The organism is Streptococcus sp. CM6, assembly GCF_000526095.1.
GTDB lineage: Bacteria > Bacillota > Bacilli > Lactobacillales > Streptococcaceae > Streptococcus > Streptococcus oralis_BW.
Map to the genome: position 1 here is coordinate 60113 of NZ_JATS01000009.1, position 15497 is coordinate 75609.

At 41.1% G+C, this 15497-nt stretch carries 14 protein-coding genes; all 14 read right to left on the reverse strand.

Going from position 1 to position 15497, the window contains the following annotated elements; translation table 11 throughout:
* Window position 1 precedes the first annotated feature (1 nt).
* On the reverse strand, window positions 2-694 hold the full coding sequence (locus tag HMPREF1516_RS02690) for a hypothetical protein (protein WP_001086664.1): 693 nt from the start codon (window positions 692-694) through the stop codon (window positions 2-4).
* A 23-nt stretch (window positions 695-717) separates the two neighbouring features.
* A complete protein-coding gene (locus HMPREF1516_RS02695; protein ID WP_001082444.1) occupies window positions 718-1581 on the reverse strand; it encodes an ATP-binding cassette domain-containing protein in 864 nt (287 codons plus the stop codon).
* A gap of 30 nt (window positions 1582-1611) precedes the next feature.
* Window positions 1612-1833, reverse strand: a complete 222-nt coding sequence (locus tag HMPREF1516_RS02700) for a hypothetical protein (RefSeq protein WP_000429447.1) — start codon at window positions 1831-1833, stop codon at window positions 1612-1614.
* A gap of 93 nt (window positions 1834-1926) precedes the next feature.
* Window positions 1927-2850 (reverse strand): helix-turn-helix domain-containing protein, encoded by a 924-nt coding sequence (locus tag HMPREF1516_RS02705; protein WP_033605749.1) that lies wholly within the window; start codon window positions 2848-2850, stop codon window positions 1927-1929.
* Between the two features lie 154 nt (window positions 2851-3004).
* Window positions 3005-3865 (reverse strand): DUF4299 family protein, encoded by an 861-nt coding sequence (locus HMPREF1516_RS02710; protein WP_001140327.1) that lies wholly within the window; start codon window positions 3863-3865, stop codon window positions 3005-3007.
* Between the two features lie 121 nt (window positions 3866-3986).
* Complete coding sequence (gene trhO / locus HMPREF1516_RS02715) at window positions 3987-4973, reverse strand: oxygen-dependent tRNA uridine(34) hydroxylase TrhO (protein WP_001030023.1); 987 nt, start codon at window positions 4971-4973, stop codon at window positions 3987-3989.
* Window positions 4974-5104: 131 nt separating this feature from the next.
* Window positions 5105-5401 (reverse strand): bacteriocin immunity protein, encoded by a 297-nt coding sequence (locus tag HMPREF1516_RS02720; RefSeq protein WP_000188102.1) that lies wholly within the window; start codon window positions 5399-5401, stop codon window positions 5105-5107.
* A gap of 64 nt (window positions 5402-5465) precedes the next feature.
* Window positions 5466-6155: a CPBP family intramembrane glutamic endopeptidase gene (locus HMPREF1516_RS02725; RefSeq protein ID WP_033605750.1), complete on the reverse strand. Its 690-nt coding sequence runs from the start codon at window positions 6153-6155 to the stop codon at window positions 5466-5468.
* A gap of 160 nt (window positions 6156-6315) precedes the next feature.
* The gene (locus HMPREF1516_RS02730; protein WP_033605751.1) at window positions 6316-7800 is read right to left on the reverse strand and encodes an ABC transporter substrate-binding protein; all 1485 of its coding nucleotides are present in this window, start codon (window positions 7798-7800) and stop codon (window positions 6316-6318) included.
* Window positions 7801-7908: 108 nt separating this feature from the next.
* Window positions 7909-8832: a carbohydrate ABC transporter permease gene (locus tag HMPREF1516_RS02735; protein WP_000818344.1), complete on the reverse strand. Its 924-nt coding sequence runs from the start codon at window positions 8830-8832 to the stop codon at window positions 7909-7911.
* 13 nt (window positions 8833-8845) lie between these two features.
* On the reverse strand, window positions 8846-9775 hold the full coding sequence (locus HMPREF1516_RS02740) for an ABC transporter permease (protein WP_000714584.1): 930 nt from the start codon (window positions 9773-9775) through the stop codon (window positions 8846-8848).
* A gap of 198 nt (window positions 9776-9973) precedes the next feature.
* On the reverse strand, window positions 9974-11854 hold the full coding sequence (locus tag HMPREF1516_RS02745) for a beta-N-acetylhexosaminidase (RefSeq protein ID WP_033605752.1): 1881 nt from the start codon (window positions 11852-11854) through the stop codon (window positions 9974-9976).
* Window positions 11848-12717, reverse strand: coding sequence for an ROK family protein (locus tag HMPREF1516_RS02750; protein ID WP_000150698.1), 870 nt, complete (start codon window positions 12715-12717; stop codon window positions 11848-11850). The genes HMPREF1516_RS02745 and HMPREF1516_RS02750 overlap by 7 nt, the downstream gene beginning before the upstream one ends.
* A gap of 86 nt (window positions 12718-12803) precedes the next feature.
* Complete coding sequence (locus tag HMPREF1516_RS02755; RefSeq protein ID WP_000432719.1) at window positions 12804-15449, reverse strand: alpha-mannosidase; 2646 nt, start codon at window positions 15447-15449, stop codon at window positions 12804-12806.
* Window positions 15450-15497 lie beyond the last annotated feature (48 nt).

Below are 15497 nucleotides of genomic sequence, written 5' to 3' on the forward strand. Positions count from 1 at the left end.
CCTATTTAAATTCTTTTTTACTGAATACAACAAACGTAAGCATGATTACTGCTAGACCTGCCACTATAGGATAGCATACGTTTGTAAGGGTAAATTGACTGATACCTGGTGATGCTTTCAAATTTAAAGTCATTAGTAAATAGTCTCTCACACTCTCACCAGAGTTTGGAAGAACGTAAACTAATAGATTATCAAATAGTAAAATGTAGAGTGTATAAATCATACATGATTCATAAACCTTATCAAATATTTGAAAAATCAATAAGGAGATACTGATAATAACCAAATAGTATGGTAGTTGATGTAAAAATGTCGAAACAATCAACACCATGTCCCCTTCCAAATAAACAAGAGCTGTTAAACTATAAAAAATAGTTACATATAGGAAAGACAAACAAAAGGTTCCCAAAGTTTTATATAAAAATAACTTCCATCGTTGTTTTTCTTTTGTGAGCAAAATATTGATCGTACGGAAACTATAATCTTCCCCCCAGAAAAATAAATTAGCAGAGATGAAAAGCAAAGGAATAAAACCACTCACGTTTGAAATCAACACTCGAAATGCCGGCTCATTTTCATTTGATGACTTAAAAAACAAGGAGAATAACAAAACTAATAACCCTATCAACAAACTAGGAAGCACTCCTCTTTTTTCCCAGTAAAATTTATACATATCTGCTTTAAGAGAATTCATGACTCTCCTCCTTTCTTAAATCATCAGATAATATTACGCAAATAGTAGTCCTCAAAGCGTTCCTTCTTAATATAAATATCCTGTATCACTAGATTTGAACCAATACTATATTCCAAGATAGCCATTAACCTCTCCTTTTCTGTCACAACCAGATAGTCATCCTGCTCAAAATGGATAATGCCCTCTTCTTCTAAAAATATTTTTAGAATCTGATTATCACTTGTCTTTAGGAAAATTTTTTCAGATAAATCATTCGCTAGCTCTTTTGAACTCATCACATTTAGAATTTTTCCCTTTTTCATGATGATATACTTATCGGTTATAAACTCCAACTCTGATAGGATATGGCTTGAGATTAAAAAAGTAACTCCTAACTGATCCCTTAAATTCAAAATCATTTTTCTTAAATCTGAAATCCCTTGAGGATCTAAACCATTCACGGGTTCATCTAAGATAATAAGCTCTGGATTATCCAACAGCGCAATCGCAATCGATAACCTCTGCTTCATTCCAAGGGAATAGTTTTTTACTTTTCGATCCCATGACGGTTCAGGCAAGTGAACCAATTCCAACATTTTTGTGATATCTGTCTTTAAACCAAATCTTGTCTTGTAATATTGCAGGTGTTGACGTCCAGTCAAGTTTGGATAGAGGGCAGGTGATTCGATAATACTGCCAATCTTATGCTGCGAAACACTCTCGATTTCTCCCTTATCAGCTCGAATTAGTCCTAGGAGAATTCTCATTAATGTTGTCTTTCCAGCACCATTTTCGCCAATAAGACCACATATTTCTCCTTGCTCAATATCAAAGGAAATATTATGAAGAACCTGTTCTTTCCCATATGTTTTAGCGATATTTTTAAGACTTAAAATCACACGATTCATCGTTTCTCTCCTTTATTATATCTTTTGGTTTCATGAATTATCCTCCACCTCTGAAATCCCAAAATTCCTAACATCTGTAACTTCTTCAGGCAGAATTAAAACTCGCTCTTCGCCTGCATCTAAAATAGCTAGGCGAAAGACTTCGTTATTTATCACTATCTCTACCAACTTTTGCTCAGTCGTGTTATTTCGAAACACCAAACTGTGGCGAGTCTGTGTAAAAGTCTCTAGCGAGATACTAAGATTCTCCATCACTTCCTCCTACTCTGAATAACTCAATTAACCCTTCATTACATCTCTAGTTTAACGCTTTCAAAAACAAAAAAACATGACAAAAATGTCATGTCAGCTCTTCATTTCCTCAAAAGTTTTTAAATCTCTTTCTTTCTCTCCAGAGATGCGCGCTTCTAATACTTGGTCCTCAAATGCTTGAGCACAAATAATGGCTCTATCGTATAAGTGGATAGCTTTTTCCTTATCCCGTTTATGAAATAAGGTACACATAGCTTCTAGCATATCTACGATTGGTTTCTTTTGAAAGTCCTGGGATAAAATCATCAATCTATTCATTGCCTTAACATAAGGCTCAAAAGTAGAGTAGGACTTTTCCATCCATTGAACAGCTAGAGAATCGAGTACTGTTTGCTTTAATACATAATCTGTTTCTATATCCGATGAACTCGTTACTCTCAAAAGTTTTTTAGAAAGCATCCAAAATAGTTCGTGATTATACTTAGTCGGTCTTGCCAAACATGAACCAAAGTACAATTTTATGAGAAGCAAATCATTCACCGAATAGTTTTTCCTTATCTTTACTTGCTCAAAATGCTCATCAAGCAAAGTATCGCCAAACCCTGCATCTTCACTTACAAAGACATCAAAACTAGCTTGTAAGGCACTAACTGCAATCTGCTCATCCTCAGGTAGACTATCATAATAGTGTTCGTAAACTCTATCAAACAACTCTTCCTTAACCTGGATTCTATCATCATCCCCATAAGTTTGAAACTTAATAAGTTTATCCTTTAATATCAAGTACTCTGAAGGTAAAATCATATGATCCATATCTACTATATGTGAAATTGGACAGCCTAGTTTGTAAGCTATATACTCTACCTTAGATAAACTTGGGGAAGACTGCCCTGATTCAATCCGTGCTAATTGTCGTACTGTTATCTCGGTTTCATCATCACAAAGAGTTTCACGAGTGAGATGTTTCATCTCTCGCAACATTCGGATTCTTTTACCTACTTCCTTCTTGATATCCATCTCAAGATCTCCTGATCATTATTTAACGAACAATATTCTATTTTTTGTTATATTATACTATTTTTCATTGAACTAAGCAATTTTTGAAATTTCACATTACAAAACCTAACTAAGCTAAACTATCTTTCGCATGCTAAATAGCAGTTGACCTGCTTTACTTTTCTTGTGCCAATTCCTCAAAATCTTTTCCCAAAATGGGTTGTACTTCTAATTGATTGGCATCTAGTTGGTGGTAAAATGCTGTTGGTAGCGACTCTAGGAATCTTGTATAATCCAAGCGAGCTATTGCTTCGTAGTCTTCGGCTTTTGAACCATCACCAGAAATCGTCACTAGGTCAATCTCCCAAACAAGTTCCTTGCCTGCCAGCTGCTCGGTATAAGGCGCCGGTACAAAGGGTTCCTTAGGTAAAATCGTCTTGACTCCTTGGGCTAGGTGGTAGATACCGTGTACCTTGCCTTGGGCGTCTGGGTAAAATTTCACACTGGCAAGGTAGGCATCAGAGCCTTGAACCTTCTTGACTAGCTCTTCAAAACGTGCCAATCCATCCTCAGCCAAAAAGCTCTCGAGGTATTCCTTGTTGAGATAGATAGGAGACAAGAGACCTTGGCAGTATACTAGACGAGCTGCCTTATCTGCTAGATAATGCTTGACTGTTTGTCGGAAATAAGCTTCAAAGTCAAAGTCTTCTAGCCCTTCTACCACTTGCCCCAACTTGCTCGATAGGGCTTGGAGGAGAGCTTCTACAATCTCCCAGTCCGCTCTGGTAAGGAAGTCTGGAATCACCACTTGATAGCCTTTTCGACTATCCGCATAGTTCACCTTGAAGAGAAATTGTGACTGACCTACAATCCCACACTCGATATACTCGAGACGATTGAGGGGCTGACGGAGATAGACCGCATCATAACTGTGTGACTCCAAACCCTCCACCAAGGCCAAGATGGACTTGGCAGTCAAGACCTCCTGTTGTCCTAGAATGCTTTCTTTATTTGGGATAAAAAATGTTTTCGCCATAACTGGCCTCCTTTGAAATCGTTTACACATAGTATACCCTATTTTCCTGAAAGATACAGAAACAAACTTTAGATTTTTAGATAAAAAGCATAGAAAAACAGCCCCTAAGGACTGTTTGATGTTATACGGTAGCGACTTGATCCAAGCTTTCACCGATAGCTGCTAGGCGCTCGATCACTTCTGCTTGTGTCAATTCATTTTCTGAAACATAGCGGTTGCGTGGGTGAACACGACACTCGTGTGAGCATCCGCGAAGGTACTTGTCTTCATTTTCTTCTGATGTTAGGATACGACGGTTACAGAAGGGATTCCCACAGTTGACATAACGTTCACATGGTGTTCCATCAAACCAGTCTTTCCCTACGATGGTTGGGTTAACATGGTTAACATCAACGGCGATACGCTCGTCAAAGACGTACATTTTCCCATCCCAAAGCTCACCTTGAACTTCTGGATCTTTACCGTAAGTTGCGATTCCTCCGTGCAATTGACCAACATCTTTGTAGCCTTCACGGACCATCCAGCCTGAGAATTTCTCACAGCGAACCCCACCTGTACAGTAAACCACGACACGCTTGTCCATGAATTTTTCCTTGTTGTCACGGACCCATTGTGGCAACTCACGGAAGTTGCGGATGTCTGGACGGATAGCTCCACGGAAGTGCCCTAGGTCGTACTCATAATCGTTACGTGTGTCAAGGACAACTGTATCTTCGTCAAGAAGGGCTTCTTTGAACTCTTTTGGAGACAAGTAAGCACCTGTTGTTTCAAGTGGGTTGATGTCATTGTCAAAGTCGTTGTCTTCCAAACCAAGGTGGACAATTTCTTTCTTGTAGCGAACAAACATCTTCTTGAAGGCTTGTTCACTTTCTTCGTCAATCTTGAACCAGAGATCTTCCATTCCTGGGAGGCTGTGAACGTAGTCCATGTATTTTTGAGTTGTTTCGTAATCACCTGAAACAGTCCCGTTAATTCCCTCGTCAGCGACTAGGATACGGCCTTTAAGGCCGATTGATTTACAGAAAGCCAAGTGGTCTGCAGCAAATTGCTCTGCATTTTCAATTGGAGTATAAAGGTAGTAAAGTAAGACACGAATATCTTTTGCCATAAGATTTGTTCTCTTTTCTATTCTTAAATTTTCAGAATTTTTCATTCAACTATACTAGTATACCCACTTGGGAAAACGAATGCAATTTATTTGACCGGAAATTGTAGAAAGAGTCCTACCCCTGCACTTCATCAGTAACCATACCGAATAACAGATAATTCTCTCAATTTTTTGATTTGCTTAGCTTGACTTTCTGACAAATCCAGCTTATTGTCAATCAACACACGTGAGATGTCAACGTTCATTTGGCTCAGAATAAATGGAGTAGAGGTTCCATCGTCCTTTAATCGTTTTTTATAAATCACTAACTGATTTTTCAGGGGAGCAAGTTGAGGCGCAGCCTTTATATCTTCCAATAGATGATCAATGATGGTCATCGCTTCACAACGCCTTTCACTTCCTCCAGCAAACCATTTTAATGGTGTCATACTCATTTTCCTCCTGAAATTCGCTTATAAAAAAACTATAATTCCTAACTCTCATGCTAATATTTTACCCAAACACCCTATGTAAAAAAGTCAGCAAAAATGGCAAGGTCGCTACAATATTATTGATCACATGCACCGCATAGGATGGATAAATGCTCTTGGTATAGCGGGTCAAACCAGCAAAGATGATTCCAGATGTTGTAAAAACAAAAATATCTAACAGACTAGGCAGACTTGAAAAATGAGGAAGAGCAAACAAAATGGAAGGAAGAAGCAAATCAAGGCCAAATCGCGAATGTTTAAAGAAAGCATGTTGCAACAAACCCCTATAGATCAATTCTTCCATCAGTGGAACCAGAAAGAACAGGGCTATATAGATACTTAGCTCTGCAAAGTTAGTCCCACTAAAACCAATCAGTACAGCCCAACCTTCAGCAGTTGACTGGACATGTTTAGCTGTCTGAACGTTAAAAGAGATCTGGAGCACTACCACTAATACTGTCAAAATCGAATACCAAAGCCATTTTTTTCTTGGAATGCGAAAGAGATAACCATGGCCTGTCTTAACCAGAATCCAAATCATGACTCCGATAAATAGCAAACTCAAGATATTTTGAATCCAGAAGAAATTGCCTATCTGGGAAGAAAATTGCCAATAGTTTTGGACAATAAGCGTCAGCTGAGAAAGGCCAAATACGAAAAATAGGTAAGAGAAGACAGCACTCATTTTGAAAAGAAGACGATATTTTTTCATAATAAATCCCCTATAGATGTATGTGTATCACATCGCATAAACCCTCAGAACCACTGTTTTCATTTTTACATCCTAAAAATCACTACCTCCCCTAGAGAACTAAGGAAGGCAGTGATCACATTTTTAGGAATTAGGAATGAATACACGAAATCAATCGTTCTTATGATTTTTTGTTTTTCAAGAATTCGTCGTATTGTTTTTGCATTTCGTTCAATACTTTTTCATAGGCACCTTCAGATTTCAATTTTTCCATCAATTCTGGAATAGCTTTATCTGGATCTACAGTACCAGTGTTGATAGCTGTATCGAATTGTTGCATTGTGTTAGAAATTGCTGAGATTTCAGATTTTACATTGTCAGTGTTAAAGATGAATCCAAGTGCTGGAGATTCTTTAGCTTCTGCCAATTGTTTCTTAGAATCTTCGATTTGTTGGTCTGTAACGTTTTCGTTGATGTAAAGAATCCAGTTGTTACCAGTGTTCCATCCACCCATGTGAGTATTTCCTTTGTAGCCATCAAGGACGCGTACACGGTTTTCTTTACCTTCAATTTTTTCCCAGTTCTTTCCTTCTGGACCGTAAACAAGACCGTTCAAGAGTTCTGGGTTCGTGTTCAAGAGGTTCAACACTTCCATTGATTTTTCTTTGTTCTTAGAGTTGTTTGAGATAACAAAGTTGGCAACTTGTGTTGTTTGGTTTTTCTTGATAAAGTTAGTTATTGGTTTGATTTGGATGTCTTTGTTCGCAACGCGTGAAAGCAAGCTGTTACCGTAGTCAGCTGGTCCTACTGTTTCTTCACGAACGAACCAAGTATCTTGTTGAAGGTCAAATGAAGTGTCGCTTGTTGCTACGTCTTTTGGAATGTATCCTTCTTCATAGAATTTGTGAAGAGTCTTCAAATGTTCTTTGAAACGAGGCACTTCGTAACGGTTTACAATCTTAGTAGTGTCTCCTTCAAGGTCGATAACAAATGGAAGTCCGTTTGGTACTGGGTAGTCAAAGTTATCAGATGGGATAAAGTTCTTCGTAACCGCAAATGGTACTACGTCTGGAGCTTTTTCTTTGATTTGTTTCAAGACTGGCTCAAGTGTTTCGTATGAAGTTACACCTGAAATATCGATACCGTATTTAGCAAGAAGTGTTCCGTTGAAGGCAAAGTTTTGAGATGATGCAACGTTAGCTGCAACTGGTACTGCATAGATCTTACCGTTTACAGTGTTCCCTTTGATGTAAGCTGGGTCAAGTGCTTTGTAAAGCTCTGCTCCTTCTTTCTTGTACAAATCAGTCAAGTCAGCATAAGCACCTTTTTGAGCATTTACGACATAGTTAGATGCAAATGCGATATCATAATTTTCACCAGATGATGTGATAACAGACATTTTCTTATCATAGTCACCCCATCCAAGGTATTGGATATCCAATTTAGCACCGACTTTTTCTTCGATGATTTTGTTTGCATTTTCTAGCAATTCATCCAAGTTATCTGGTTTGTCACCGATTTGGTACATTTTGATTACAGGTTTTTCACCTGAAGTAGTATCTGCAGCTTTTTTGTTGTTACCTGTAAGGTTTCCACAAGCAGCAAGACCAGCAGCCAAAGCGACTACGCTAGCAGATGCAAAAGCATATTTTTTCCAGTTTTTCATGATAAAAACTCCTTTTTTTTGTTTTTAAACTTATAAACGATTTAATGATTTTTACTTCAATCACTAAGATGAAGTTGGGAAGGGAGAAACGGTGTTTCTCAGCAATTGCTATTCTTTCACACCACCGATCGTCAACCCTTTAACAAAGTAGCGTTGGAAGAATGGATACAGAATCGCGATTGGAAGGGTTGCAACAACAACCATGGCCATACGACCTGTTTCTTTCGGTAGAGCAACTCCCAGTTGGCCAGATAGGCCGACTGCTTTTGCAATGTAGTCCATATTTTGCTGGATTTGCATGAGCAAATATTGCAATGGATACAAGTTGTCACTCTTAATGTAAAGAAGGGCGTTGAACCAGTCGTTCCAAAAACCAAGAGCTGTCAAAAGCGTGATGGTTGCGATACCTGGAAGTGACAATGGCAAACAGATCTGGAAGAAGATCCGAGCTTCACTGGCACCATCGATACGAGCAGATTCGAGAATGGCTTCTGGAATGGTCTTCTTGAAGAAGGAACGCATCAAGATGATGTTGAATGGTGAGAGAAGCATTGGAACAATCAAGGCCCAAACGGTATCACCAAGTTGAAGCAAGCGAGTGACCACGATATAGCCTGGTACCAAACCAGCATTGAACAACATACTAAGAAGAGCGAAGATTGTGAAGAATCTGCGGTACTTAAAGGTTGTACGTGAGATGGCGTAGGCATAAGTGGTTGTAATGAAGACGTTGGTCACTGTTCCGACTACGGTTACAAAAACTGAGATAAAGAGCGCTTGGAGGATCTTATCTTTAAACTGAGCTAGGAACTGGAATCCATCTACACCAAACTTCGAAGGGAAAAAGCTATATCCATACTGGAGGATGCTCTTTTCATCTGTCACCGAAATGATGATAACGAAGATAAAGGGCAAGATACAAGAAAGAGCGATCAAACCAGAGATGATACTAAAGAAGATATCTGCTTTCTTACTGAAGGAGTGAATGCCGACATTATCGATTTTTTCTTTTTTAATTTTCTTTTCTGCCATATTCTCCTCCTTTCTAGAACAAAGCTGAGTTTGGATCGACTCGTCTTGCAAGCAAGTTTGATAGGATAACCAGTATCAAGCCGACAACGGATTGGTAAAGACCGGCTGCTGAAGCCATACCGATATCTGCTGTCTGAGTCAAACCATTAAAGACATATACGTCCAAAACGTTGGTTACATTGTAAAGCTGACCAGCATTGTGTGGGATTTGATAGAAGAGACCGAAGTCTGCACGGAAGATATTTCCGACTGCAAGGATGGTCAATACAGTTACAAGTGGAGTCAACTGAGGAATAGTTACGTTGCGAATACGTTGCCACTTGCTAGCCCCGTCCACTGTTGCTGCTTCGTAGTAGGTTGGGTCAATTCCCATGATCGTCGCATAGTACATGACACTGCTATATCCAAAGCCTTTCCAAATACCTAGGAAAAGAAGAAGGTATGGCCAAATGCCTAAGTCAGCGTAGAAGTTGACTTCCTTCATGCCAATGGATGTTAGGAAATGGTTGAAGACCCCTTTGTCAATGTTTAGGAAGGCATCTGTAAAGAAACTGATGATAACCCATGACAGGAAGTAAGGGAACAACATAGACGTTTGGAAAATCTTAACCATTCTCTTAGAGCGAAGTTCGCTGAGGATGATGGCAATCCCTACTGATACAATCAAACCGATAAAGATAAAGCCGAGATTGTAGAGAACGGTATTTCGAGTGATGATAAAGGCATCTTTTGAACTAAACAAGAATCTGAAATTATCTAACCCGACCCATTTACTATTTACAATACTATCTATGAAACCATTACTGGTCATATGGTAGTCTTTAAAGGCGACCACATTCCCAAATACTGGAATGTAAAAGAATAGAATCAACCAGAGTGCCCCTGGTAAAACCATCAAGAGAAAGATCCAGTTATCTCTCAAGGTCTTTGAAAACTTTTTCATAATTTCCTCCCTTTTTATTCCTAAAAACTGATTTCATCGAATTTTTAGGTTTGATAACGATTACATTATTAGTATACTCCTATTTGAAGGTCAGGTTAAACTACTAATTATAGAAAAAACTCCACAAATTATTTTTTGTGGAGAAGTTTTTTATAAGAAATAGGTTTCACGAGAAACACTCTGACTCGGAAAAAATGCCTAAGTCGTATAAATCGTTGAAGCTGTCGCAATGGTATGCCACTGGTTGGCTGTTGTGGCTGCGAAGTCCTTGTCTCCATAAAAATCGTTAAATGGAAGGATTTCGACTTCTAATTCTTCGATGCGATCAATCTGACCTGCCAGATAAGCCTCGATGCGACTTTCTGCTCGTTTGATACGTTGCAAGAGTCCGCCCATACGGATATCGACTGTATCCAAGCCAAAGACCTTGTTTTCTTTCAACCATTGGTGGCTAAAGAGAGCATGAAAGTGTTCAATCTCGCTTCTGAGTTTTGGTAATTCTTGTCTAGCGATTGCTTGCAGGCTTTCTTTATCGTTTGTTTGGTAGGCCTGACGAATGCGTCGTCCCACATCCACTTTACTGCTTAAAATCTGGTTCAACTGAGCCTGTGTTTCAAAGAGATAAGCATAATTTCCTGCTTTTTCTTTGATAGCAACAAGCGTCTCAGCTGCCTGAGCGAAGTGTGGTTTATCCTGTTCAGGTGTCATGTGTCTGTCAAGAATCGGACAAAGAATATCCTGATAAAAAACATAGCGGTTGGGATTGATACCACTGAGATTGCCTGGCAAGTCTGGCAAGAGATTGGCAAGGTCAATCTGCATAAAGTCCTCAACTGATAGACCTGTATTGGTCTTGAAGTGAGCAGACAGACGGTCTAGGTCATTGCTGTAGCTGAGTTCTGCCCAGATTTGCAAGCTTGGCAGGATAGAAAACTGGGCAGTTTCCCCACCATTATCCGCCCAACCCGTTACAATGACTTCTTTGATGTCATTAGCACGACAGGCTTTGTTGGCTTCAAGAGCAATAAGACGGCTGAAATGGTTGTTGGGTGTGAAACCGATCCACTTCCAAGCACCACCTGCAAAGGCAAGGTCATGGCTAATCTTGTGATGGTTGCGGAAATTGCGGTTGTATTTTTCCTCGCTATCCTGATAATAGTCCCAGTAAACCAAGGTTACACGGTCTTTGAGACGATCTAGGTAGACACGAGTTTCCTCTGGAATCTCCACGTCACGATCGTACTGGCCATCCGCTGACATGAGTTTAAAGAACATATCACTCCACATCTGGCAGTGAAAACCATACTTGTCTGCAATATTCAGCACGCGCTCCAAGTGTTGGCACATGAGAAGACTACGGTCCACAACACCGTTTAAGATGAGGTAGCGTCCCAAGCCAACCAAGTGGGCTTCGTCCATCCCGATATTGACCTTGCGAGTTTGTAGTTTAGACAAAGTAGCAAACATGCCATCAATCAAATCATAAACCTTTTCTTCGCCAATAAGGAGAATGTCCTCTACATCACGGAGCTCCTGCACTTCCTTGACACCCCATTTGACAAAGGCCGACAAGTGGGCCAAGGTCTGGATACAGGGCACAAAGGTCATGTCAAACTGTTGGGCATAGGCTTCGATTTCCTGCAACTCTTCTGCTGAATAAGCCCCACGGAAATAGCCAAAGTATGGCTGCCCCTCAATCTGGTAGGTGTCTTCCATATAAAGCTCAAAGGTTGAGTAGCCCATGAGAGCCAAGACTTCAATCATCTGTTTGGCAGATGCGACATTGAGCACGGCATTGCGCGAGCAGTCTGCCATATAGACCAAATCTTCATAAGCTGCCTGCTCCTCAATCTCGACCTTACCCCCTTCTTCCAGAGCTGTTGCCAATAAGGACAAGGCGCGGTAAAGTTGGTGAGGTTTGTCATAAGTCAGGTGATACTGTCCACCCTCACCCTTGATAGAGATCGAGGCTTGGTCAGACTGAGTGACTGCAACTTCAACATCTGGTAAAGAGATACGCTTTGTCAGCAAGTCGATTGCCTGAGTTTGTTTGGGACTAAGTCCTGTAAATCTTACCACTGATTTTCCTCCTGTAGCCAATTGACAAGGGCACCGTAGAGATTGGCTTCTGCATGATAGGTGCAGGCCTGGATAACTGGTGCGACCGTGTATTCTTCGTAGGTTTCGACAAATTCATCGACAGCTTTCTTGACACCTTGGATAAAGTCTGGGTTCTGACTGATGGAGCCTCCCAGACTAATGACATCTGGGTCGATCAGATACTGGATATTGAGCAAACCTTGCGCCAGATTACGATTCATGCGCTCAATAGCCTCTTGACAAAGAGCATTGCCAGCTGCGGCCTCTTGGTAAATCTTGCGTCCGTCCCAGTCAGTCTGACCAGATTTTTCAATTACGTAGCGAACCATGTTTCCTGTGGATGCTAGTTGCGACCAGTTGTTGAGCTTTTCCGCAGGCTCGATAGTTGTCATGTAGCCAAACTCTCCTCCCAAGCCGTGGCGACCTCGGTGAAGTTTGCCATTGATAATCATGGCACCGCCAATTCCTGTCCCAATCACGACACAGGCTGCATTTTCAATCTCTGGGTGAGCCAGCAGTTCACTAAGTCCAACACAGTTGGCATCATTTTCTAGATGGACGGGGAGTTGATGATGAGCAAGAGCTTCATACCAAGAAAAGCCATGGATGTAAGGGACGGCACTGATGCCCTCAATCACACCTGTTTCTTGATTGACCGCGCCTGGAACACTCATAGCAATGCCCTTATAATCTTGTTCTGCCAAGCGTTGGTCTAGCCAAGCTAGTAAATCCTCCAAACTTTCTGGCGTCGGAATACTTGTCTTATCTAGTATTTTTCCATCAGGAGTCAGACTGGCAAACTTAATCCCAGTCCCTCCGATATCAATGGTTGCAATGGTCATTGTTCTTCCCATAAAAAGGGGCGACTCAGTAGTTCATCCTAACTCTTTCGCCCCTCCTTTCTATCTCATAGTATTCTTTAAAACTGTTAAATGTCTTCTTTTTTGATCAATTCTGTACGAATTTCTTGTGGTGCTAAGAGTCCTGAATGAACTGGATATGGTCGTTCAAGCAAGTCCAGAATGGTTTGTTGCTGTTCTGATATACGCACATTTTCTTGACTCATATTGTAGTAACGAAGTACATATCCTTCTTCATTTTCAGCTACCTTAAAGGCTGTTGGGCAGACTTGTGGTAAGCTGAGTGCCGCATGACTCAAGAGGCTACCAGTCGCAGCAACACTTCCTTCTTGTTTAGCAACTTGAAGACTAGTGAATGGTGTTTGGAAGGCTTTGGCACGACGGAAAGCGGAGAAGCGTTCCCCTGCTTGGTGGCATTCAAGAGCAAACTCGACTTCAAACTCACGCAAGCACTGAGCCTCTGGTGTTGGGAAGTAACCCCAGTCACCTAGCTCACCTGAGGCACGAAGAATGGTCACTGCAATGGTTTCGTCTCCAAGGATTTCATACTCGTGCAATCCTTTATTGGCCACCGTCACCCCTTTTTCATCGTCATACAGACTGACGAAGGCTTGTTGGTGTTGAGGATTTTCAGGATTTTCCCAAGAAGCAGCTGGTTTGTTTGGTCGTGTCACCACCTCATAAATGCTTTCCGAATCATTGCTTGGACGCGTATTATGAGTCTTGACCAAGAGACGGATACGGTGGTCCTTGGCTGTGTTAGTAAAGCGAGTCTTGAAGCGGATTTGTGGATTGTCAACAAAGACGGTCATCTCTGTTTCAAGAGGAAGGGTTGTTAGTTCATCTGAGCGTCCAGCTTCACGCGTCATAAACTCTATGATGCCTCTTTGTTCCGCATCCAGCTTTTCATCTGCACTTACTGGAATTGTCAATTCATGCTTGAGTAAGATCTTGGCAAAACGAGCTGTATTTTCCAAGACCTCATAGCCCTTAAGCTCTGCATAGATAGGCTCTGTTCCTTTTGGTTGGAAATAGATGTACTCATTTCCGATGTCACCACGGTCTTCAAAACGAAGAACATCCTCATAAGCTTCATGAGTTGTCTTGTCGTAGACTGTGATAGTTTCATCCACACTGACCGTTACAAATGGCGTATCAATCACTCCGTTTTGGTAAATACCGTCACGGTGTTCTTGTTCTCCTTCGAGCAATTGGAAGGTTGTCCAAGAAAGTGGTGCCAGATGAACAGGGACTGTCACGCGCACTTGTCGAGCGATACGAGCCTGACGGAACTTGTCTTTTGGCAAATCATACTCAAAGTTAGCTCCCAGATCTTCGATTTTCGCTTCTACAGCATGCCCTTCCAAGTCTTCGACACGGTAGCTTGGCAAGGTCAAAGCTGCCATCTTCTTATAGCCTTCTGTTGGGTGCAATTCCTTGAAATCACAAGTCGCCACATCAATCACGGTGCTGACCGTATCAACCTTGTCATGCAAACCTGTGTTAATGACAGTAAAGAGATGGTCGCTTTGCGCTTCGTGAGTTGCAATTTTGCCCTTCCACTCATTGAGAAGATTGGTCTTAACGAAGTTTCCAACTTGGTTGACCTTGGCAAAACGCGTTTCCATCTCACGGTGAACTTCGTCAATACTACAGCCACAGATACTATCATGTGGCGCATTTTGTAGAAGGACTTTCCAAGCATAAGTCAACTGATCCTTATGGTTGTGCCCACCAGTGATGACAGTCAATGGCTCCACTACTTGTTCTAGGAGGTTGCTATTTTCTTGGAAAGCTTGTTTGAGGTAAATACGGGATGAAGAAGTGTTAGCAAGTGTATACCAACCGTCTGTTTCTTGACTGGTCAACTCACCCGTAACGGTAGATAGTTGCTCAGGTAGAGCACTTTCTACTGCATGGACATAGTCATCAAATGAACTATGAACAAAAGTCACATCTGGGAAGAGTTCATTGGCCACACGAATGGCTTCGCTCAGATTTCGCTGTACAGGCTGGTGGTCACATCCGTTCATCATCAACCATTGGTTGGTCGAAGCGTAGTCACACACGTCTGACAATTTTTGTTTCCAGAAAGTTAGGGCCTCGTCCTTATCAACTGGAATTTCATTTCCATTACTGTACCAGTTGGCAAAGAGGATACCGAGAACGCGACTTCCGTCCGCACCCTGCCAGTACATTTCTGAAAACTGGGAAGTAAACTGCTCATCTTCGAGAACTTGGTTGTCAAATCCAATCGGCTTCACACCACGCCCAAAGGCTGCCACGTGAATGCCTGATTTCTGAAGGATTTGAGGAGCTTGTCCCATATTTCCAAAGGTATCTGGGAAGTAACCAATCTGAGTGGATTTGCCCCATTTTGCACATTCTGCTTGACCAATCAAGGTATTGCGGACGTTGGCTTCACTTGAAATCAAGTAATCATCCTGCAAGATGTAAAAGGGACCAATTTTGAGTTTGCCTTCGTCAATGTAACCTTGGACTTTGTCGCGATTTTCAGGGCGAATTTCCAAATAGTCATCCAGGACAATGGTTTGTCCATCCAAGTGGAAACTCTTAAACTCAGGGTCATTTTCAAAGAGATCAAAAAGATTGTCAAACAACTCCACCAACTGCATACGGTGGCTTTCAAAAGGTAAGTACCACTCACGGTCCCAGTGACTATGTGAGATAATATGTACAACAACATTTTCCATGAAGTAAAACCTCATTCTAAATTTAAATTTTAACGTTTTAAATGTAAA

Bases quoted from the DNA above. Each gene is read 5' to 3' on its own strand.
- HMPREF1516_RS02735 (WP_000818344.1), bottom strand. From the start codon at position 8,832: ATGGCAGAAAAGAAAATTAAAAAAGAAAAAATCGATAATGTCGGCATT.
- HMPREF1516_RS02755 (WP_000432719.1), bottom strand. From the start codon at position 15,449: ATGGAAAATGTTGTTGTACATATTATCTCACATAGTCACTGGGACCGT.
- HMPREF1516_RS02750 (WP_000150698.1), bottom strand. From the start codon at position 12,717: ATGACCATTGCAACCATTGATATCGGAGGGACTGGGATTAAGTTTGCC.
- HMPREF1516_RS02710 (WP_001140327.1), bottom strand. From the start codon at position 3,865: ATGGCGAAAACATTTTTTATCCCAAATAAAGAAAGCATTCTAGGACAA.
- HMPREF1516_RS02730 (WP_033605751.1), bottom strand. From the start codon at position 7,800: ATGAAAAACTGGAAAAAATATGCTTTTGCATCTGCTAGCGTAGTCGCT.
- HMPREF1516_RS02725 (WP_033605750.1), bottom strand. From the start codon at position 6,155: ATGAAAAAATATCGTCTTCTTTTCAAAATGAGTGCTGTCTTCTCTTAC.
- trhO (WP_001030023.1), bottom strand. From the start codon at position 4,973: ATGGCAAAAGATATTCGTGTCTTACTTTACTACCTTTATACTCCAATT.
- HMPREF1516_RS02700 (WP_000429447.1), bottom strand. From the start codon at position 1,833: ATGGAGAATCTTAGTATCTCGCTAGAGACTTTTACACAGACTCGCCAC.
- HMPREF1516_RS02740 (WP_000714584.1), bottom strand. From the start codon at position 9,775: ATGAAAAAGTTTTCAAAGACCTTGAGAGATAACTGGATCTTTCTCTTG.
- HMPREF1516_RS02705 (WP_033605749.1), bottom strand. From the start codon at position 2,850: ATGGATATCAAGAAGGAAGTAGGTAAAAGAATCCGAATGTTGCGAGAG.
- HMPREF1516_RS02695 (WP_001082444.1), bottom strand. From the start codon at position 1,581: ATGAATCGTGTGATTTTAAGTCTTAAAAATATCGCTAAAACATATGGG.
- HMPREF1516_RS02690 (WP_001086664.1), bottom strand. From the start codon at position 694: ATGAATTCTCTTAAAGCAGATATGTATAAATTTTACTGGGAAAAAAGA.
- HMPREF1516_RS02720 (WP_000188102.1), bottom strand. From the start codon at position 5,401: ATGACACCATTAAAATGGTTTGCTGGAGGAAGTGAAAGGCGTTGTGAA.